The organism is Streptomyces sp. NPDC050988, from assembly GCF_044456225.1.
Lineage (GTDB): Bacteria > Actinomycetota > Actinomycetes > Streptomycetales > Streptomycetaceae > Streptomyces.
In genome coordinates, this window is the sequence record NZ_JBITFQ010000013.1 from 220,993 (window position 1) to 240,525 (window position 19,533).

The following is a 19,533-nucleotide window of genomic DNA, read 5'->3' on the forward strand; positions in this document are numbered from 1 at the left end:
CGTGTCTGTACTGGGGAAACACTCCTCCGCAGTTCTCACGTCTTCGCGGCGTTTCCCGTTCCCCCGTGTGCTGCATACGTGCCGGTGCATGCTGTCCGGCGAGGGCACGGGTTGCTCAGGGGAGCCGGCGAGTGGCCGGAGTGAGGTGCAGGCGGCGTCTCGTCATCGTCAGACCTTCTCTACTCGCACGGCGTGCCCCGCGAGGAGTTGATTCATGTCGTCGGTGTCGGAGGTGAAGACGGTTGCCTCAGCTCCCTGCACGGCTTCCCGCCCGGCTACGGCCGCCAGAATGGCGTCGATGGCGTACTTGTGCCCATGCAGGCCGGCTGCCTTCAACATGTCGCGCGCCATGGCGATCACCTGGTCGTCCGTGTGCACGATGCGGATCCGGGACAGCGTCCAGTTCCACAGTGCCTGCCTCGACGTTTCGCGAGGGTCCCATGCCTCCAAGGTCGTGAGCGCCGAGGTGACGATCGGGATGTCCAGCCGCGGAGCCGTCTTGATCAGCGCAGCCATCTCCCGATCGCCCTGAACCGCTTTGGAGAGAGCCTCGGAGTCGAAGACGAAGACGCGCTGTCGCGGCCGGTGCAGCTTCGCTCGGGCGGTGCCGCTCACGCGGCCTCGTCCGAGTGTGATCGCTGCTCGTCATGCCAGCCGTCAATCGCGGCGATGCGGTCCAGCGCTGCTTGCTGCTCGTCTTCCGTCACGACGCCGTGCTCTTCTTCGAGACGTTCGGCCAACTCGCGCAGTCGATCCATGGCGTCCTGATGAGCGGCGGCGGCCGCGATGTAGCCGGACACCCCGCGCGCGTCGACGCGTTCCTTGATTGATTCCACCAGCTCTTCCGGCACGGTGATGGTGATCTTCCTAGTTGCCATACTTCAAGTATGCCAGGTCTCGTCCGGTGCGGCCTGGCCTCCTCGGGGTCCTCACCTGCCCGCGCCGCCCTCCCGACGGATACCACCCCTCCCGACGGATACCGCGCAGGTCTGCGAGAAGCGCGTCTGGGGCTCGCATGGGGATGTGGACTCTTGTGGACTCCAGACGTGAGGAAGGCCCCCCGTTCGAATGGAACGAGGGGCCGCGATCTCTCTTACCTGCGGTGCAGGTGGTGCCCCCGGCAGGATTCGAACCTGCGACACCCGCTTTAGGAGAGCGGTGCTCTATCCCCTGAGCTACGAAGGCGAGGCGTGGTGCCTGTTCCTGGGCTTAGGTGGGGGTGGGGTGTCGTGCATGTCCCCAGCCCTCCGCCTGGTGGCAGGGAGAGGTACCGGGAACAGCGTAGCGGACGAGCGTGGGGGCCGGGTGGGCAGTGGTCCGGGGGTGGCCTGTGGTCGGGCTCGGTGTCGGTGCGGTGTCGGTGTGCTGTCTGTGTGGTGCCCGTACGGCGCCCGCCGGCCCGCGGTCGGTGAGGATCGGTGGGTGGATCCCGCGGACGACGTGGCGGAGTTCCGTCAGGGCCTCCTCCGCCTGGTCCTGGGCGTCGTCCAGGAGTTCGCGGGCGGAGGCGGCGTCGTGTTCGTACGCGCGGTTCGCCAGGCCGAGGCGCATGGAGAGGGAAACCGGGCGGGCCTGGGTGCCGTCCTGCAAGTCCTGTTTCATGCGGCGCAGTTCGGCCTCGTGGGCGGTGACCACACCCGCCCTCGTCGCGGTCAGTTCCTCGACCCGCTCGCTCAGACGTGCCCTGGGGGAGGGCTTCAGCAGGCGGCGGACCACCTGGCCTCAAGGTTCGCCAGGCGGGTGATCAGGGGGAGGACGAGCGGGGCGCGGTTCAGGAGTCCCCAGCGCACTCCGTCCACCAGCACAGCGCACTCCGTCCACCAGCAGTGCCGCCAGCCACAGCGGGAGCATCAGGATCGGCAGCACGCTGCCGTAGCCGTACTGGGCGAACATCCAGCGCAGGTCCATGAGCGTGCCGGGGGCGTGGACCGCGGTGCGCAGGCGGGCGCGGAGCGGGCCGTCGTCCAGGGGGGAGGTGGGCCTCCGGGATCCGCTCGCTCGCCCGTCCACTCGGTCACCCGGCGGCGCTTGGCCCCGGCGATCCGGCGATCCGGAGTACCAGCGTCACCGTCTCGGGGAGCAGCCCCGCGTCCACCACCGCGAGGGTGGCCGTGACTGTGGTCGTGATCAGCAGGGCCGTGAGGACGAGCACCGTGCCGAAGGTCAGGACCGCGGCCCTGGCCGGTTGGATCGTTGCCCTGGCCGTCTGCCGCCTCGTCGTCTTCCTCGTGTCGTTCGGGTTCGGAGCCGCGGGGTGTGCCGCGCGGGAGCGGGGGCCCCGTCCTCATGGTGTAGCCCGCTACACCACGGTTCGGGAGCCCGCTCTCTCGTGGCGGCGGGCCGCCGCCGGGATCGTTGATCTCGGAAGTCGACGGCCCCCGGAGGGCGTTGACGGCCCCGGCGGGAGCCGGGCCACGGGCCAACCCCGGCCCACCCCTTCAAGCACCGCCCCACCCCTTCAAGCACCGCCCCACCGCCCGTGGCCCATCGCTCGAAGCACCCCTACCTCGCTCGCCCCCACACCTCGCACCGCCGCCGTACCCCCGCACGCCGCCCACACCCCTCGACGTACGCGACTCTTGGAGACCCCGTGGCCACTTTCCTCTACCGACTCGGCCGGCTGGCCTTTCGAAGGCGCTGGTACGTGACCCTCCTGTGGGTCGCGGTCCTCGCCGCCGTCGGATTTGGGGCCGCCAAAGCGCCCGCCGCCCCCGAGGCGACGAACAGCATGCCGGGGATCGAGTCCCAGAAGGCCTTCGACCTGATGGAACAGCGTTTCCCCGGGACCGACGCCGACGGCGCGACCGCCCGCATCGTGTTCGTCGCGCCCGACGGGCAGAAGATCACCGCCGCCGACCACCGGAAGGCCGTCGACACGCTGGTCGAGCGCGCGGCCGACGGACCGCAGGTCGCCAGCGCCGTCAACCCCTTCCAGGCCGAGGCCAAGGCCGTCAGCAAGGACGCTACGACCGCGTACGCCACCGTGATCTACAAGGCCGACGCCGACGATCTCACCGACGCCGCCAAGCACCGGCTGGAGAGTGCCATCGAGCAGGCCCGGGACACGGGCCTCACCGTCGAGGTCGGCGGGACCGCCCTGGAGACCCAGCCCTCGGCCGGCGGTTCGGCGGAGGCGATCGGTGTCGCCATCGCCGCCTTCGTACTGCTGATCACCTTCGGGTCGCTCGCCGCCGCCGGGCTTCCGCTGCTCACCGCGATCCTCGGCGTCGGTGTCAGCATGGCGTCGATCATGGCGCTGGCCAGTGCGTTCGGTCTGTCGTCCACGACCGGCACCCTCGCCACCATGCTGGGCCTCGCCTGCGGCATCGACTACGCCGTGTTCATCGTCTCCCGCTACCGCGAGGAGCGCGCCAAGGGCCACTCCCCGCAGGAAGCGGCGGGGCTCGCCACCGGTACCGCCGGATCCGCCGTCGTCTTCGCCGGGCTCACCGTCGTCATCGCGCTGGCCGGGCTCTCGGTGGTCGGCATCCCGATGCTCACCAAGATGGGTCTTGCCGCCGCGGGCGCGGTCGTCGTCGGGGTGCTCATCGCGCTGACCCTCGTCCCGGCCGTCCTCGGTTTCTGGCCCAAAGCCGTTCTCTCGCGCAGGGCCCGCCGGAGCGGATGTATCGGATGTATCGGACGTATCGAGGAGGGCGGTGAGAACAACGGCGGCAGCCGCTGGGCCCGCTTCGTGCTGCGCCGACCCGTCCCCGTCCTGATCGCCTCCGTCGTCGGACTCGGCGCCCTCGCGATACCCGTCATGGACCTCCAACTGGGCATGCCGGGAGCCGAGGCCAAGCCCACCTCCACCACCGAACGCCGTGCCTACGACGACCTCGCCCAAGGTTTCGGCCCCGGCTTCAACGGGCCCCTCACCGTCGTCGTGGACGCCAGGAACGCCGAGAACCCGAAGACCGCCGTCCGTACGATCGAGGAGCGGATCGGTGCCACCGACGGGATCGTGTCCGTCTCGCCGGCCCGGTTCAACTCCGCCGGGGACACGGCCGTGTTCTCCGCGATCCCGTCCACGGCACCCACCAGCGAGCGGACCGTGGACCTGGTCAAGAGCATCAGGGCCGACCGCCCCGCGACCGAGGCCGCCACCGGTGCGGAGTTCGAGGTCACCGGCACCACCGCACTGAACATCGACGTCGCCCAGAAGACCCAGGACGCGCTGATCCCGTACCTGATCCTGGTCGTGGGCCTGGCCATCCTGCTGCTGATGATCGTCTTCCGGTCCGTCCTCGTCCCGGTCAAGGCGGCCGTCGGCTTCCTCCTCTCCGTGCTCGCGGCCCTCGGTTCCGTCGTCGCGGTCTTCCAGTGGGGCTGGGGCGCCGGACTCCTCGGGGTCGAGACGACCGGCCCGATCATGAGCATGATGCCGATCTTCCTGGTGGGCATCGTCTTCGGACTGGCCATGGACTACGAGGTGTTCCTGGTCGCCCGGATGCGGGAGGCGTACGTCCACGGGGACAGCCCGAGCCAGGCGATCCGGACCGGGTTCCGCTACAGCGCCCGGGTCGTGGTGGCCGCCGCGCTGATCATGATGGCGGTGTTCTCCGGGTTCATCGGGGCCGGTGAATCGATGATCAAGATGATCGGCTTCGGGCTCGCCATCGCCGTCCTCTTCGACGCCTTCGTCGTCCGCATGGCCCTCGTCCCGGCCGTCCTCGCCCTCCTCGGCAAGGCCGCCTGGTGGATGCCCCGCCGGCTGGACCGAATCCTGCCCCGCGTGGACGTGGAGGGCGCGGCCCTCAGCCACCGGGCCGCGACCCCGTCGGCCCCGCAGGCCCCGCAGGTCACGAAGGATGCGACACACACGCAGGCTCCCACCGAGGGACCCGCCGGGGAGGACACAAGGCCGGAGTTCACCTCCGTCTGACCTATCACCACCCACCGAGGGCCGCCCGTTACGCAGGGGGCGGCCCTCGGCCCGTACGTATCCGGCACCGAACTCGATCGCCGGGGAACGGCGCCAGCGGTCGGCGTCGGCGATCGGCGATCGGCGCCGACGATCGCTCAGCGCCAGTCGGGCGCGCCCGGCGCCGGCGACAGAACACCCTCGATCTTCGTCCGGATCTCCCGCATGACCGCGACGACCCGGGCCTCGTGCTCCGCGTCGAGCCGGGCCACCGGTACCGAGCAGCTGATGGCGTCCGTGGCCGGTGAGTCGTACCGCAGGGCGAAGCCGAAACCCGCGATACCGGTCACCGTCTCCTCGCGGTCGATGGAGTGGCCGCGCTCCCGCACCTCCGCGAGGTCGGCGAGCAGGGTGGCGCGGTCGGTGTGGGTGTTCTCCGTGAGGGCGGCCAACGGTCCCTCGGGGAGCGGGAGTTCGTCGTCGGGGCGCTCGGCGAGGAGCGCCTTGCCGAGGGCGCCCGCGTGGGCCGGGATCCGGCGGCCGACCCGGCTGATGGTGCGCAGGTACTCGTGGGACTCGCGGGTCGCGAGGTAGACGACGTTCGGGCCGTCCAGCCGCGCCAGGTGGATCGTCTCGCCGAGCGCGTCCGAGGCCTCGTCGAGATAGGGACGGACCGTGCGTACGTGCGGATCACTGTCGAGGTAGCTCGTACCGGTGTGCAGCGCGCTGATCCCGATGCCGTACAGGGATCCGGTGGTGTCGGAGCGCACCCAGCCGCGGTCGACGAGGGTCTGCAGCAGCTGGTACATGCTGCTGCGCGGTACGCCCAGCTCCTCGGCGAGCTCGTCCAGGCGGGCGGGCCGGTCGCCGCGCGCGGCGAGCAGTTCGAGCAGCGCGACGGTACGGGCCGCGGACTTCACCTCACGGACACCCGAGCCCCCTGTACGGACCCGGGTCCGCGCAAGAGGGCCTGCGTCCTGGGGGCCTCCGCCCCGCACCTCTTCGCTCTCCGGCATGGGGCTCATCGTAAATCCGCGGTGTCGCACCCATTGACCCCGCGCGTTCACCAACTTAGCCTCCATCTCCATACGTAGACGGCATCTGCATATGGAGACAGAGTTCATGACAGGGATCAGCGCGGAGGCCGAAGGCACTGTCCGGCGGCTACGTGACGGAATGGCGGGCGGGGTGCTGTCCTTCCCGCTCACGAGCTTCCACAGCGACGGCGGCCTCGACCTCGACTCGTACCGGACGTACCTGACCGGCCAGTTGGCCGCCGAGGAGGACACGATTGCCCCGGGCGCGGTCTTCCCCGCCTGCGGCACCGGTGAGTTCTTCTCGCTCGACGAGGACGAGTACCGCGAGGTCGTCCGGGCCACGGTCGAGGTCGCCGCCGGCCGGCTGCCGGTGGTCGCGGGTATCGGCTACGGGTGGGCGCAGGCCCGCCGGTTCGCCCGGATCGCCGAGGAAGCGGGCGCCGACGCCCTCCTCGTGCTCCCGCACTATCTGGTCGCCGCCCCGCAGGACGGACTGGTCGAGCAGCTGCGCCGGATCGCCGACGGCACCGCGCTCCCGCTCATCGCGTACCAGCGCGGCCAGGTCGCCTTCACCGCCGAGGGCCTGCGCCGGATCGCCGAGATCCCGACCGTCATCGGCCTCAAGGACGGCCACAGCGACCTGGACCGGCTCCAACGCCTCACCCTCGCCGCGCCCGACGGCTTCCTCTTCTTCAACGGCGCCTCGACCGCCGAGATCCAGGCCCGCGCGTACGCCACCGTCGGCGTCCCCGCCTACTCGTCGGCCGTCCACGCCTTCGCCCCCGAGATCGCGAACGCCTTCTTCACGGCCCTGCACACCGACGACCACGCGACAACGACCAAGCTCCTGCGCGACTTCTACGTCCCCCTCGTAGACCTCCGAGACCGCGTCCCCGGCTACGCCGTCACCCTCATCAAGGCAGCCGCCCGCCTACGCAACCTCCCGGTGGGCCCGGCCCGAGCCCCCTTGACGGACCCGGATCGGACGGATCTGGCAGCCCTGGAGAAGATCCTCACGACGGGCCTGACCCTGGCAGACGCCCGCTGACCAGGCTCTTTCAGGGGCGCGAGGAACCGCGCACTCAGCCCCCACCCACCCGCACCAGCAATCCACCCAAGCCTGCCCACTCGGCACCCGCACCCGACCCCGAACCGGCGGAGCCACCCCGCAACAAGAGCCAACAGTTCAAAGGGGAACTGCCATGCCTCTCCTCGTAGTAGGGATCAGCGTCCTGATCCTGCTGCTCCTGATGACCCGCCTGAAACTCAACGGCTTCGCCGCACTCCTCCTCGTGGCGATAGGCGTAGCCGTGGTCCGCGGGATACCGGTCGCCGACATCCCGGACGTCCTCTCCACCGGCATCGGCGACCAGATCGGCGACACGATGCTCACCATCGGCCTCGGCGCGATGGTCGGCCGGGTCATGGGCGACTCGGGCGCCGCCCAACGCATCGCGGGCAAGCTGCTGGACGCCTTCGGCCCCCGCTGGGTCCAGGTCGCCATGGTGGTCACGTCGATGCTCATCGGCGTGACCATGTTCTACGAGGTCGCGTTCATCATCATCGTGCCGATCGCGTTCACCCTGGTCAGGGTCACCGGCGCGAACCTCCTCTGGGTCGGCCTGCCGATGTCGATCGCGCTGTCCACGATGCACAGCTTCCTGCCGCCGCACCCCGGCCCCACCGCCGTGGCCGCGACCTTCCACGCGTCCGTCGGCCACACCCTCTTCTACGGCCTCTTCATCGCCGTACCGGCCGGTGCGCTCATCGCACTCGCCTGGCCGCGGCTGCCGTTCATCAAGCGGATGAACCCGTCCATCCCCCACGGCCTGGTCAGCGAGCGGGAGTTCGCCGACGAGGAGATGCCCGGTATGGGCTGGTCGCTGTTCGTGGCCCTCTTCCCCGTGGTGCTCATCGCGGGCGCCGCCGTGACCGACATGGCCACGTCCGGCGAGAGCCCGTTCCTGAACTTCGTCGCGTTCATCGGATCGGCACCGATCGCGCTCATGCTGACCCTGCTGCTGGCGATCTGGGCGTTCGGACCGCGGATCGGCCGCAGCATGGAGGAGGTCAGCGCCTCCTGCACCTCCGCCGCCAAGGCGATGGCGATGATCCTGCTGGTCATCGGGGCGGGCGGCGCCTTCAAGAATGTCCTCGTCGAGGGCGGCATCTCGGACTACATCAAGGACGCCACCGACGGCTGGTCCATATCGCCGATCATCCTGGCGTGGCTGATCGCGGTCATCCTCCGAGTGGCCCTCGGCTCGGCGACGGTCGCGGTCGTCACGGCCTCCGGCGTGGTCCTCCCGCTCCTCGCGGGCAGCGGCGTCCACCCCGAGATCATGGTGCTCGCCGTGTCGTGCGGGTCGATCGCCTTCTCCCACGTCAACGACCCGGGATTCTGGCTGTTCAAGGAGTACTTCAACCTCTCGGTCATCGAGGCGATCAAGGTCCGTACGACCTATACGACTGTGCTCGCGATCATCGGCCTGGGCGGCGTCCTGGCGCTGGAGTGGGCCCTGGACGTCCTCAGCCTGTGAAGTCTTCGACCACTGGCGCCTCAACCGCCCTCACACACAAGGGACTTCGACCCGCATGAGTTTCCAGAGCCAGCCGACCGTCACCCAGTTCGCCGTCTATCCCGTCGCCGGCCGTGACTGCATGGAGCTGAACCTCTCCGGTGCCCACGGCCCCTACTTCACCCGCAACGTGGTCGTCCTCAAGGACTCCGAGGGCCGTACGGGACTCGGTGAGGTCCCCGGCGGCGAGAAGATCACCCAGACCCTCCGTGACGCCGAAGCCCTCGTCCTCGGTGCGAAGGTGGGCGACTACAAACGCGTCCTGCGCGAGATCGGCGACCGCTTCTCCGACCGCGACTCGGGCGGCCGCGGCGCCCAGACCTTCGACCTGCGCACCACCGTCCACGCGGTCACGGCCGTCGAGTCGGCGCTCCTCGACCTCCTCGGGCAGCACCTCGACGTACCGGTCGCGGCCCTCCTCGGCGACGGCCAACAGCGTGACTCCGTACGGGTGTTGGGCTATCTCTTCTACGTCGGCGACCCCGACCGCACCGACCTGGAGTACGTCCGCGAGCCCGACTCGGACGTCGACTGGTACCGCGTCCGGCACGAGGAGGCCCTGACGCCGGAGGCGATCGTCCGGCAGGCCGAGGCCGCCTACGACCTCTACGGCTTCCGGGACTTCAAGCTCAAGGGCGGGGTTCTGGCGGGCCCGGAGGAGGTCGACGCCGTACGCGCGCTCAAGGCCCGCTTCCCCGAGGCCCGCATCACCCTCGACCCCAACGGTGCGTGGTCGCTGCGCGAGGCGATCGAGCTGTGTACGCCGCTGCTGGGAACCCTCGCCTACGCCGAGGACCCCTGCGGGGCGGAGGGCGGCTACTCGGGGCGCGAGATCCTGGCCGAGTTCCGCCGCGCCACCGGCCTGCCGACCGCGACGAACATGATCGCCACGGACTGGCGTCAGATGACCCACGCCCTCGCCCTCCAGTCGGTCTCCATCCCCTTGGCCGACCCGCACTTCTGGACGATGCAGGGGTCGGTGCGGGTGGCCCAGCTGTGCAACGCCATGGGGCTGACCTGGGGCTGCCACTCCAACAACCACTTCGACATCTCGCTCGCCATGGTCACCCACTGCGGGGCCGCGGCGCCCGGCGACTACAACGCCCTCGACACCCACTGGATCTGGCAGGAGGGCCTGGAACGCCTCACGGTCGCCCCGCCCCGCATCACCGGCGGCGAGATCTCCGTCCCCGACGCTCCCGGCCTGGGCCTCGACCTGGACATGGACCGCCTCCTCGCCGCGCACGCCCTCTACAAGGAGAAGGCCCTCGGTGCGAGGGACGATGCCTCCGGCATGCGATACCTCATCCCCAACTGGCAGTTCGATCCCAAGCGACCTTGCCTGGTCCGGTAGTGCCAAGGGCGGGCTCGTCGTATGTGTGCGGGCCCGCTGTGGCTGGTCGCGCAGTTCCCCGCGCCCCTAAAAACGTTGTGGCTGATCGCGCAGCTTGGGACGCCCCCAAAGACAGGGGCGCAGCCCCGTCTTTCAGGGGCGCGGGGAACTGCGCGATCAGCCCCCACTCACCCGCAGCCTCACATCACCCGCAGACTCACACCCGTACCGAAACCCCGGCCCCCACCTCCGCCACCTCCACCCAGTCGACCTCGCCCCCGTCCCCGCTCCCGCCCACAGACCCCCCACTCGCTATCGGAATCCCCGACAACACCTCCGCAGGCAGATCGAACGCGTCCACCAGAGTCATGAGATGGGGAGCAAGCTCCCCGACAACCGTGTCGACGGCCTTCGGCAGGGCCCGTACGTGATCCGGTGTCAGCCGCCCCTCGGCGAGCAGATCCCCCGTGTGCTCGCCGAGTTGGCGCAGCAGGAACAGCCGGCACAGGCTCCGCATCAGGAAGCCTGCCCGGGGGTCCTCCGCCCGGGCGGCCGCGGCGAGGAACGCGTCGGCGGCCTGGAGGCGGGCGTGTGCGGAGACCATCTCGAGGGCGGCGTCGGAGGTGACGTTCCAGCGGCCGACCGGGTCGCCCGAGGGGCCCTCGCGCAGGGCGGTGCGCGCACGGTCCTGCCAGATGCGCTCGGCCTCGGCCAACAGGCCGCGCAGGAAGGGGAGTTCCGTCAGCTCCCGGCCCTCGGGATCGCCGGACTCACCCGCCTGTACGCCCTGGTGGCCGAAGACCATCTCGGAGGCGGCCTTCACCCAGATCACCAGGTTGTCGCCCTCGGCGGTGATGCCGCCCTCGATGTTGAGGGGCAGGTCGGCCAGGCCGTTGGCGGGGAACAGGCCCTGGGCGCCGCAGCGTTCGCGGCACTCGGTGGTGATCGCGCGGGCCTGCCAGGTGATCCAGCCCTTGGCCACGGCCACCTCGCGCTCCACCTCGGCCCGGTCCTCGCCGGCCGATGGACGCGAGTCCCGCTCTCCCGTGCCCGCGTGCACGGCGAAACGGCTCACCAGCGAGCGGTGCAGGAACGTCATCGCGTACGCCGTCGCCAGCGCGTGCAGCAGCCGGCCGTGGTGGCTGCGGTGGGCGGCCAGCGGAATGCGCTCGCCCGCCTTCGGCCCGGCCAGGAAGCGGCTGTGGGCGTACCGCACCGCGATGGTCAGCGCGGCCCGTGACATGCCCAGCGTGCCGGCGCTCATGCACAGCTTGCCCATGGTGACGCGGTTGATGGAACGCAGCAGCCGCTTGCGCCTGTTGCCGAGGGTGCTGGCCAGCGTTCCGTCGGCGCCGAGCCGCCCGTGCTCGGCCTCAAGGAGCGCCTCGCGCGGCAGCCACACCCGGTCGAACGAGGTGAGGCAGTGGTCGACCGGGGTGCCCGTGCGCCGGGGGAGCGGCCGGACCCGTACGCCGGGAAGGTGGCCGTTCTCGTCGCTGAGCGGGGTCAGGAAGAGGAAGGTGCCCTGGTCCTCGTCGTCGACGACGAGGCGGGCGGCGACCACCGCCGTCTTGGGGCCGCCGGTCAGGCTGGTGTTGGGCATGAACTTCCGCGCGCCCGGCGTGGGGGTGGTGAGGTGGAAGCCGCCCGTCGTGCGGTCGAACACCGCGACCGTCTCCATCGACGCGACATCGTTCCCGTGCTCAAGCTCCGTGCAGAGAAACGTTCCTGTACGCCGGAGCGAGGTGAACGCGGACAGGTCCCTGTTCCGGCCGCCGTCGTGGTCGAGGACGCTGCCGAGGAACAGGTTGTAGTGGATGCTCGCGAGCGTGGTCAGCCCGCCGTCCACCGGTCCCGTCCACTCGTGCAGCCCGGCGAGGCGGTACGGATCGGCCGCCAGCTCCACCGGATCACCGGCCGCGTCGTTGAGAAGTCGCAGCCGCTCGTACGAGAGGGCCGTCCGCTCCTCGGGCGGCAGCCCCGGGCGGTACGCGAACTCCTTGCCGGAGACGAGCCGACGCCAGGCCCCGTGCACGCGTTCGCGATCGGCGCCCTCGAAGAGCAGCTGGGCCAGCTCGTCGGCGACGGGGTGGGTCTTGGTGTGTGCGGGCACGGCCATCGAACTCCCCTGGGTGTGGGAACCGGTCAGGTACGAACCACTGCGCACCGAAGATACGTACCAACCGGTTTTGTTTTCAAGGGTGCTCAGGGAGGCGGAGGCGCTCACTGGGGAAGCCCGAGGGGGCGCTCACGGCGCGGCCGACACGTTGGTGCAGCTCATCGCGGGGGCCGCGACTTCCATGTGGGTGAATCCTTGAGAAACCGTTCGGCTGGTTTTATTCTGGGCCGCGAGGTCGCAGCTGCCCGGTACAGACCTCATGGTCTCTTTTCCCGATGTGCGGGATGGTACGGAGGTTGTTCGTGGCGCGGCAAGAGCGGGCCATTCGGACGCGGCGGGCGCTTCTCGTCGCGGCGGCCGAGGTGTTCGACGAGGTCGGATACGAGGCGGCGACCATCTCGGACGTCCTCAAGAAGTCGGGCATGACCAAGGGCGCCCTCTACTTCCACTTCACGTCCAAGGAGGAGCTCGCCCAGGCGGTCCTCGCGGCGCAGGTCGAGGCCCTGCCGCGCGTGCCCGAGCAGGAGCTGAAGCTCCAGCAGTCGCTGGACGAGGCGCTGCTGCTCGCGTATCTGCTCAAGCGGGACACGGGTGATCCGATCGTCCAGGGCAGCGTGCGGCTGACCGTCGACCAGGGGTCGCCCAAGGACCACTTGAACCGGCGCGTGCCGATGCGGGCCTGGCAGGACCACACCCAGGCCCTCTTCCAGGAGGCCAAGGCCAAGGGCGAGGTCCTGCCGCACGCCGATGTGGACTCGCTCGCGAAGCTGTTCGTCGGCGCCTTCACCGGCGTACAGGTGCTGTCACGGATCATGACCGGCCGCGCGGACCTGGCGGAGCGGGTGGCCGACCTCTACCGGCATCTGATGCCGTCGATCGCGGTGCCCGGCGTGCTCGTCCGGCTGGACTTCACACCGGAGCGGGCGGCGCGGATCCACCGCGAGGCCATGGAACTGCGCGAGGCGGAGGCGGCCGAGGGCGAGGCCGAGGGCGACCTGGAGGGCGGGCCGGAGGCGGACATCGCGGCCAGCCCGCGGGCCGGTGCCGGTGCCGAGGCCGGGGCGCCCGCGGGGGTCGCGACCGCCGCTCAGTGAAGCGCCCTCCCGTCGGGGGCGCGTCGACGACCGACCGAACGGAGTGCACGGATGGACATGCCTGCTTGCCCGTACGCGCTGGACGTGACGGGGCGCGATCTCGCCTCGGAGGCCGAGAAGCTGCGCTCGCGAGGACCGGTGGCCGAGGTGGAACTGCCGGGCGGGGTGGTCGCCTGGGCGGCCGTACGGCAGAAGTACGTCAAGCAACTCCTGCTGGATCCAAGGGTGTCGAAGGATGCCCGGCAGCACTGGCCCGCCTTCGTCGAGGGGCGGATAGGCCCCGAGTGGCCGCTGTACCCGTGGGTCGCCAATGAGAACATGCTGTTCGCCTACGGGGATCACCACTCCCGGCTGCGGCGGCTGGTCGCGGGCGCGTTCACCACGCGCCGGAGCGAGGCCCTGCGGCCGCGGATCGAGGAGATCACGGCCGGGCTGCTGGACGACCTGGCCGCCGTCCCCGCCGGTGAACGGATCGATCTGCGGGCGGAGTTCGCCAAGCCGCTGCCGATGCGCGTCATCTGCGAACTCTTCGGGGTGGCGGAGGACGCCCGCGAACCCCTGTGCGCCGCACTGGAGTTGGTGTTCGGCACGGCCGTGTCCGCCGAGCGGATGGCCGCCGCGCAGATCGAGGTCTTCGGGATGCTCGCCCGGCTGGTCGCCGAGAAGCGCGCCGAACCGGGCGGCGATCTGACGTCCGCGCTGATCGAGGCCCGTGACCAGGACGAGGACGGCGGCCTCACCGAGGAAGAACTCCTCGGCACCCTCTACCTCATGATCGCAGCGGGCCAGGAGACGACCTGCACGCTCATCACCAACGCCGTCGGGGCCCTGCTCGCCCACCCGGAACAGCTCGCGCACGTCCGCGCCGGCCGGGCCACCTGGATGGACGTGGTGGACGAGACGCTGCGCGTGCACAGCCCGGCGGCGTACTCCCCGATGCGGTTCGCGGTGGACGACATCGCGCTGGGAAACCCCGCACCGGCCGACGGCGCGCCCGACACCGAGTCCGACGCCAAGTCCGACGGCGTGCTGATTCGCAAGGGCGACCCGATCCTGGTCTCCTTCGCCGCCGCGTCCGGGGATCCGGAGGCGTACGGGGACGACGTCGCCGTCTTCGACCTGCTGCGCCCCGGCCGCCGCGAGGACCTGGCCTTCGGGTTCGGGGTGCACCGGTGCCTGGGGGCGCCGCTCGCGCGGATCGAGGCGAGCGTGGCGCTGGCGGGGCTGTTCGACCGCTTCCCCGGGCTGTCCCTGGCGGCCCCGGTGGACGGCATCGAGCCGGTGGAGTCCTTCATCGTCAACGGCTACGGCTCGCTGCCCGTGCTCCGCGCCCAGCAGGAGCGGTAGCGGGAGTTGCGGCCGTGACGGTGGCAGGAGTCGTGGCAATAGCAAAAGCAATGGCACGACAATAGAAACCGCACGTGCGGTTTGTTATCGTGAAGACGCCTCTCTGGCACGCCCACCGCAGCAACGGAGCGCTCTGATGGCCCAGCAGGAACGCGCGGTACGTACGCGCAACGCGTTGATCGAGTCGGCGGCCGAGCTCTTCAGCAAGGACGGCTTCGACGTCGTGTCCCTGTCCACGATCAGCACGCGGGCCGGGGTCAGCAACGGCGCGCTGCACTTCCACTTCGCCAGCAAGGCGGCACTGGCCTCGGCCGTGTGGGAGGCGGCGGCCCAGCGGCTGCGGCGCATCACGCTGGAGGGCCGGGCGAGGAGCGAGGCCGCCGCGACCGCCGGGGGCAGTGGGGTCATCGGTTCCGGCGGGTCCTTGCAGGTGCTGGTCGACACCACGCACGCGCTGCTCCGGGGCCTGCGGCACGACGTGATCCTGCGGGCCGGGTTCGACCTGAGCGAGAGCCCGGCGCCGGTGGCGGCCGGGGCGGACCTGCGGCGGCGGTGGCAGACGTGGGTGGAGGGCGTACTGACCGAGGCGGCCCGGGAGGGCGCGCTGGCCCGTGACGTGTCGCCGCAGGACGCGGCCCATGCCGTGGTCGCCGCCACCGTGGGCTTCGGGGCCCTGGGCAGCAGGAACGCGCAGTGGCTGTCGCAGTCCATGCTGACCCGCTTCTGGGCGCTGCTGCTGCCGCGGCTCGCCACGGAGGCGGCGCTCAAGGGGCTGGTGGCCTCTGGGCGGCGGGAGGGAACGGCGGGGGTCGACGGCGTACCCCCGCCGTTCCGCGTCACGGCCCGCTCGGGGGCGTGACGGCGTCGGCGAAGGCAGAGCCGGCGCCCTTCAGGGGCGCGGGGCAGCAACATGTGCGGCTCCGCCGCCGTCATCGCCCCGCAGGCTAGGCGACCGGAACCCGAGCGAACCGCCCCGCAGGCTAGGCGACCGGAACCCGAGCGAACCGCCCCGCCACCCGAAGATCCCCCTCGATCCGCCCGGCCGTCGCGGTCAAGTCGGGCAACACCTCACCCACACACTGCTCAACGGTCCGCCGGGAACTGTGCATCGCCACGTTCACGGCCGCCACGACCCGCCCCGTACGATCCCGCACCGGGACCGCGATCGACCGCAGCCCCTCCTCCAACTCCCCGTCCACGAGGGCGTATCCGGCCTCCCGGACGCGGTCGAGGGTGGTCGCGAGAGCACCCGGGTCGGTGACCGTGTGCGGGGTCAGCGCGTGCAGGCCGGTCAGGAGCGGGCCCCGCTCGGCCTCGGTGAGGTCGGCGAGCATCACCCGGCCCAGCGAGGTCGCGTAGGCGGGGAAGCGCGTGCCGACAGTGATGTTGACGCTCATGATGCGGCTGGTGGCGACGCGTGCCGTGTACTGGATCTCGTCGCCCGCGAGGACCGCGAGGGACGCCGAGTCGTGCAGCCGGTCGGCGAGTTCGGCGAGGTGCGGGGCCGCGATCTGCGGAAGCGCCGTACGGGAGAGGGGCGGGAAGCCGAGGGCGAGAACGCGCGGCGTCAGCCTGAACGTCCGTCCGTGGGCGGTCACTTGGCCCAGGTGCTCCAGCGTGATCAGCGCACGCCGGGCCGTCGCCCGCGGGAGCCCGGTGGCCTGCGCGACCTCGGTGAGCGTCAGCTCGGCCCGGCCCTCGCCGAACGCCGTGATCACGGTCAGCCCGCGGGCCAGCGACTCGATGAACTCCCGGCCCAGTTCATTCTTCGAGGCTCCGGTCCAGGTGGCGAGTCCGGCGGGCGTGGCGCGCGGGGCGGGCTGCTGGGCGGGGGCGTCCCGCAGATCCCGTTCCATCGCGCGCACGGTCGCCCGCAGCCGGGGCAGCAGGGTGTCCCGCAGTGAGCCGGCGGTGTGCCTGCTGGTGTGGCTCACCACGCTCACCACACAGGCGATACGCCCACCGCGATCCCGTACGGGCACGGAGACCGCGACCAGGCCCGGCTCGATCAACTGGTCGTCGAGCGCCCAGCCGCGCGCTGCCGCCTCACGCGTCCGCTCCTCGAACTCCTCGTCCCCGGTGGGGTGTTCGCGGGGCGGCACGGCGGGAAAGCCGTGGTCCTCGGGATCATCGGCCCGCCGTTCGCGCCAGCTCGTCCAGTCCTCCTCGGTCCACTCCGTGGCGAACAGCGGGCCCGGCGCGGTCCGTTCGGCCGGGAGCAGATCGCCGATGCGGAAGCTCAGCGACATCGCGCGGCGCCGGGTCGCCTGGTGGATGAAGCGGATGCCGTCCCGGTCGCCGACCGCCAGCGACACCGACTCGTCCAGCTCGTCGGCGAGCGCGTCGGCCCGCCCGTCCAGCAGCCGGGGGAGCCGCAGGGCGGCCAGGTAGGCGTTGCCCAGCTCCATCAGGCGCGGCGTGAGCACGGCGTCCCGGCCGTCGAGACGTACGTATCCCATGCGGGTCAGTGTTGCCGCGATGCGGTCCACCGTGGATCTGGCGAGGCCGGTGGCCCTCTCCAGGGCGCTGAGGCTCGATGTGCCGCCTGCGTCGGTGAGCCGTTGCAGCACGGTGATGCCTCGCATCAGTGGGGCCACTGCCTCGACGGGTACGACTGCGTCGGGCTTGGCGGGGGTGAGGTGGGTCGGAGTGAGGTGGGTCGGTGGCATGGCTCCCCATTACGGTGTGCGGACCACGGTAGTGAATGGGGGCGGACGGTCGTGTCGAAGCTGCGGGCCCGCTGTGGCTGGTCGCGCCCACGCGGCGGAGCCGCACATGTCACAGCCCCGCGCCCCTAAAGGGGCGCCTGGCGGTCTCGGGTCACGTACACCTGGTGGTTGCCCGTGGTGTCGGTGCCCGCGACGGTGATGCGGATGCCGGTTCTGAGGTCCTTGAAGTACTGGCCGGGGGAGAAGGTCGCGTCGGAGAGTTCGGCGTGGACGTTCGGGCTGCGGGTGCAGCCGCCGCTGTCCTTGGTGGAGTCGATCACCGTGATCGGGCCCCGGCCGGTGTCGACGTTCGCGTCGACCTTGTAGATGAGCACGCCCGTCTTGCAGACCGCGTCGTCGTTGCCGGCCTGGGTGCGCAGCTCGACCGCGTACCCCGTCTTCGAGTCGACCGGGACGAAGACCAGCTTGCCGCCGGTGCCGGGCTCGGCCAGCGGGGTCAGGACGTGCTCGGTGGTGCCGGCCGCGGCCGCGCAGCCGACCTGGGCGTCGTCGAGCCAGCCGAGCTTCCACTTGTGCCAGCCCAGCAGGTCGTTGTCGGCCCCCCAGTCCTCGCTCATGATGTCCCAGTGCCCGACCGCGGCGCCCCCGTCCTGGGTGTAGAGGTCGGGCAGCCCGAAGACATGGCCGTTCTCGTGGGGGAGTACGCGGTAGCCGGTCTCCTCGTACGAGCCGGAGCCGTCGTCCTGGCGGCTGTAGACGAAGGACGCGTTCGCGACGGGCACCCCGTCCGCGATCGGCGCCTCCGTGTTGCCCGCGAAGGTCACCGACAGGACCGTGTCCAGGGCGGAGGGGCCGGCGTTCGGGGTCATCAGGACGTTCAGCAGGTCGTACTCCCTGAAGTCCACCTTCGGATCGGCCGCGGCCACGAGGTCCTGGACCAGCTCGCGGTAGCCGGGGTCGAAGGGGGCCCCGCGTTCTATTCCGTACTCCTCGAAGGACTTGGGCATCCGCAGCCAGCCGGGTATCGGGGCCTCGGGGCGGTAGTCGAGGCGGCCGTACGAACTGGTGCGGAACCAGTCGGTGGTCTGCGGGAAGAACTCGCCGAAGCGGTCGAGCGCGCTGCCCTCGCCGGTCGCGTCGGAGAAGTCGACCATCAGGTTCAGGGCGCGGACGGTGCCGGTGGAGCGCGAGTAGCCGGCCGGGGTGGGGATGCCCTCGGACATCTGCACGCCCATCGAGCCGCTGATCATGCAGGGACCGAGGGGGGAGGAGCGCGCCAGCGCGATGGGTCCCGCAGCCGTGGTGGAACCGGTCGTCAGATGTCCGGTCCCGGCCGAGGTGCTGACCGCCAGGGTGAGGGCGGTGACCGAGGCGAGGGCTGCGGCGCGGCGGCGCGGGGATATCCGACGGCTGGTCGGCTGCATACGGGCGCCCTTCGCTCCAGGCAGCCGGCCGGTGTGGCTGCACCCTGTTCGATCACCCTGTGCCGCCGGATGCGCGGGCGCGCGCTGGAGGAGCCCGATCGTGGGTTTCTCGCTCGCGGGACCCCTGAGCAGGTGTGACGCGGGTCACATGGAATCTCTTCGAGGTTGGGAAATAACCGGGGATCGTTTCCCCGTTTAGCCATGTGTCCGAGCGAAACGGGGAGTGGATCCCCGGATCGCAAGCCACCGGCTCAAGGAGTACGCCGTGGAGACCGCAGTCCGCGTACAGCACAAGGTGACCCGGCCGCGCGCCGACGCCCTGCGCAACCGGGAGCGGATCGTCACCGCCGCCCGCGAGATGTTCGTGGAGTTCGGCCCCGACGTGCCGCTCGACGAGGTCGCTCGCCGGGCCGGCGTCGGCAATGCCACGGTGTACCGAAACTTCCCGGACCGGGACGCGCTGGTGCGGGAGGTCGTCTGCTCGGTCATGAACCGTACGTCGGAGGCGGCGGAACTGGCGCTCGCCGAGACGGGCGACGCGTTCGAGGCGCTCTCGCGCTTCGTGCACGCCTGTGCCGACGAGCGGCTCTCGGCCCTCTGCCCGATGATGTCCAGCACCTTCGACCAGCACCACCCGGACATGGAAGCGGCGCGTGAGCGGATCGAGGAACTGACCGAGCGGCTGATGGCGCGCGCCCGCGAGGCCGGACAGCTCCGGCCCGACGTGGGCGTCGGCGACCTCATGATCGCCGTGGCCCAGCTCAGCAGGCCCCCGGCCGGCACCGCGGCCCTGTGCTTCGACCGGTTCGTCCACCGCCACCTGCAGCTGTTCCTCGACGGTCTGCGGGCTCCGGCCCGATCCGAACTGCCGGGCATGACCGCGACCATGGAGGACCTGCGCAAAGGCTGACCGATGACTTCCGCCCCTCGCGGCGGTCCCTACCAGCGATGACCCGACCAGAACTCGCGTAACCCCACTTACGCACCGAACTCACCGAACCTCCCGGCCGTCACCGACGACGTGCCGCGCCCTCTCACTGCCTTTTTCGATTCGAAGTCCCGAAGTG

17 protein-coding genes and 1 tRNA gene are annotated in these 19,533 nt (G+C 70.8%); 8 read left to right on the forward strand and 10 right to left on the reverse strand.

The genetic code is table 11. The features are described from left to right. Positions 1-168: 168 nt before the first annotated feature. The 6 genes from ACIBEI_RS27345 to ACIBEI_RS27370 all read right to left on the reverse strand — a co-directional run bounded on the left by ACIBEI_RS27345 (position 169) and on the right by ACIBEI_RS27370 (position 2,152). The gene (locus tag ACIBEI_RS27345; RefSeq protein WP_398892879.1) at positions 169-615 is read right to left on the reverse strand and encodes a hypothetical protein; all 447 of its coding nucleotides are present in this window, start codon (positions 613-615) and stop codon (positions 169-171) included. Continuing rightward, positions 612-878, reverse strand: a complete 267-nt coding sequence (locus ACIBEI_RS27350; protein WP_248503946.1) for a hypothetical protein — start codon at positions 876-878, stop codon at positions 612-614. Before ACIBEI_RS27350 ends, ACIBEI_RS27345 begins: the two co-directional genes overlap by 4 nt. Positions 879-1,109: 231 nt before the next feature. After that, a tRNA-Arg gene (locus ACIBEI_RS27355) sits at positions 1,110-1,185 on the reverse strand. 24 nt (positions 1,186-1,209) lie between these two features. Continuing rightward, a complete protein-coding gene (locus ACIBEI_RS27360) occupies positions 1,210-1,716 on the reverse strand; it encodes a histidine kinase (RefSeq protein WP_398892880.1) in 507 nt (168 codons plus the stop codon). 6 nt (positions 1,717-1,722) lie between these two features. Then, positions 1,723-2,010 carry a hypothetical protein gene (locus ACIBEI_RS27365; protein ID WP_398892881.1) on the reverse strand — a complete coding sequence of 96 codons (288 nt, stop codon included), beginning with the start codon at positions 2,008-2,010 and terminating at the stop codon, positions 1,723-1,725. Positions 2,011-2,014: 4 nt separating this feature from the next. Beyond that, on the reverse strand, positions 2,015-2,152 hold the full coding sequence (locus tag ACIBEI_RS27370) for a hypothetical protein (RefSeq protein WP_398892882.1): 138 nt from the start codon (positions 2,150-2,152) through the stop codon (positions 2,015-2,017). Positions 2,153-2,590: 438 nt separating this feature from the next. On the opposite strand from ACIBEI_RS27370, the gene ACIBEI_RS27375 reads away from it, so the two are divergent. Then, a complete protein-coding gene (locus ACIBEI_RS27375) occupies positions 2,591-4,885 on the forward strand; it encodes an MMPL family transporter (RefSeq protein ID WP_398892883.1) in 2,295 nt (764 codons plus the stop codon). Between the two features lie 137 nt (positions 4,886-5,022). Here ACIBEI_RS27375 and ACIBEI_RS27380 read toward each other — a convergent pair whose 3' ends face one another. Continuing rightward, positions 5,023-5,784, reverse strand: coding sequence for an IclR family transcriptional regulator (locus ACIBEI_RS27380; RefSeq protein ID WP_398892919.1), 762 nt, complete (start codon positions 5,782-5,784; stop codon positions 5,023-5,025). A gap of 202 nt (positions 5,785-5,986) precedes the next feature. On the opposite strand from ACIBEI_RS27380, the gene ACIBEI_RS27385 reads away from it, so the two are divergent. The 3 genes from ACIBEI_RS27385 (at position 5,987) to ACIBEI_RS27395 (ending at position 9,834) form a co-directional block, all read left to right on the forward strand. Continuing rightward, the gene (locus ACIBEI_RS27385) at positions 5,987-6,949 is read left to right on the forward strand and encodes a 5-dehydro-4-deoxyglucarate dehydratase (RefSeq protein ID WP_398892884.1); all 963 of its coding nucleotides are present in this window, start codon (positions 5,987-5,989) and stop codon (positions 6,947-6,949) included. A 154-nt stretch (positions 6,950-7,103) separates the two neighbouring features. Beyond that, on the forward strand, positions 7,104-8,441 hold the full coding sequence (locus tag ACIBEI_RS27390) for a gluconate:H+ symporter (RefSeq protein ID WP_398892885.1): 1,338 nt from the start codon (positions 7,104-7,106) through the stop codon (positions 8,439-8,441). A 55-nt stretch (positions 8,442-8,496) separates the two neighbouring features. Further along, complete coding sequence (locus ACIBEI_RS27395) at positions 8,497-9,834, forward strand: enolase C-terminal domain-like protein (RefSeq protein WP_398892886.1); 1,338 nt, start codon at positions 8,497-8,499, stop codon at positions 9,832-9,834. A 196-nt stretch (positions 9,835-10,030) separates the two neighbouring features. Here the strand turns inward: ACIBEI_RS27395 and ACIBEI_RS27400 are convergent, their stop codons facing one another. Beyond that, positions 10,031-11,980 carry an acyl-CoA dehydrogenase gene (locus ACIBEI_RS27400; RefSeq protein WP_398892887.1) on the reverse strand — a complete coding sequence of 650 codons (1,950 nt, stop codon included), beginning with the start codon at positions 11,978-11,980 and terminating at the stop codon, positions 10,031-10,033. 254 nt (positions 11,981-12,234) lie between these two features. Here ACIBEI_RS27400 and ACIBEI_RS27405 point away from each other — a divergent pair, with 254 nt between their 5' ends. The 3 genes from ACIBEI_RS27405 to ACIBEI_RS27415 all read left to right on the forward strand — a co-directional run bounded on the left by ACIBEI_RS27405 (position 12,235) and on the right by ACIBEI_RS27415 (position 15,232). Beyond that, a complete protein-coding gene (locus ACIBEI_RS27405) occupies positions 12,235-13,026 on the forward strand; it encodes a ScbR family autoregulator-binding transcription factor (RefSeq protein WP_398892888.1) in 792 nt (263 codons plus the stop codon). Between the two features lie 51 nt (positions 13,027-13,077). Continuing rightward, complete coding sequence (locus ACIBEI_RS27410; protein WP_398892889.1) at positions 13,078-14,373, forward strand: cytochrome P450; 1,296 nt, start codon at positions 13,078-13,080, stop codon at positions 14,371-14,373. A gap of 136 nt (positions 14,374-14,509) precedes the next feature. Then, complete coding sequence (locus tag ACIBEI_RS27415; protein WP_398892890.1) at positions 14,510-15,232, forward strand: ScbR family autoregulator-binding transcription factor; 723 nt, start codon at positions 14,510-14,512, stop codon at positions 15,230-15,232. 121 nt (positions 15,233-15,353) lie between these two features. Here ACIBEI_RS27415 and ACIBEI_RS27420 read toward each other — a convergent pair whose 3' ends face one another. After that, positions 15,354-17,042 (reverse strand): IclR family transcriptional regulator C-terminal domain-containing protein, encoded by a 1,689-nt coding sequence (locus ACIBEI_RS27420; RefSeq protein WP_398892891.1) that lies wholly within the window; start codon positions 17,040-17,042, stop codon positions 15,354-15,356. Positions 17,043-17,167: 125 nt separating this feature from the next. Next, entirely contained in the window at positions 17,168-18,466 is a 1,299-nt protein-coding gene (locus ACIBEI_RS27425; RefSeq protein ID WP_398892892.1) for a M6 family metalloprotease domain-containing protein, read from the reverse strand. A 265-nt stretch (positions 18,467-18,731) separates the two neighbouring features. On the opposite strand from ACIBEI_RS27425, the gene ACIBEI_RS27430 reads away from it, so the two are divergent. Continuing rightward, positions 18,732-19,376, forward strand: coding sequence for a TetR/AcrR family transcriptional regulator (locus ACIBEI_RS27430; RefSeq protein ID WP_398892893.1), 645 nt, complete (start codon positions 18,732-18,734; stop codon positions 19,374-19,376). The last annotated feature ends 157 nt before the right edge of the window (positions 19,377-19,533 follow it).

Excerpts from the sequence above, each read along its gene's own strand:
- ACIBEI_RS27420 (WP_398892891.1), bottom strand. The coding sequence starts at position 17,042 with ATGCCACCGACCCACCTCACTCCGACCCACCTCACCCCCGCCAAGCCC.
- ACIBEI_RS27395 (WP_398892886.1), top strand. The coding sequence starts at position 8,497 with ATGAGTTTCCAGAGCCAGCCGACCGTCACCCAGTTCGCCGTCTATCCC.
- ACIBEI_RS27385 (WP_398892884.1), top strand. The coding sequence starts at position 5,987 with ATGACAGGGATCAGCGCGGAGGCCGAAGGCACTGTCCGGCGGCTACGT.
- ACIBEI_RS27410 (WP_398892889.1), top strand. The coding sequence starts at position 13,078 with ATGGACATGCCTGCTTGCCCGTACGCGCTGGACGTGACGGGGCGCGAT.
- ACIBEI_RS27425 (WP_398892892.1), bottom strand. The coding sequence starts at position 18,466 with ATGCAGCCGACCAGCCGTCGGATATCCCCGCGCCGCCGCGCCGCAGCC.
- ACIBEI_RS27350 (WP_248503946.1), bottom strand. The coding sequence starts at position 878 with ATGGCAACTAGGAAGATCACCATCACCGTGCCGGAAGAGCTGGTGGAA.
- ACIBEI_RS27390 (WP_398892885.1), top strand. The coding sequence starts at position 7,104 with ATGCCTCTCCTCGTAGTAGGGATCAGCGTCCTGATCCTGCTGCTCCTG.
- ACIBEI_RS27415 (WP_398892890.1), top strand. The coding sequence starts at position 14,510 with ATGGCCCAGCAGGAACGCGCGGTACGTACGCGCAACGCGTTGATCGAG.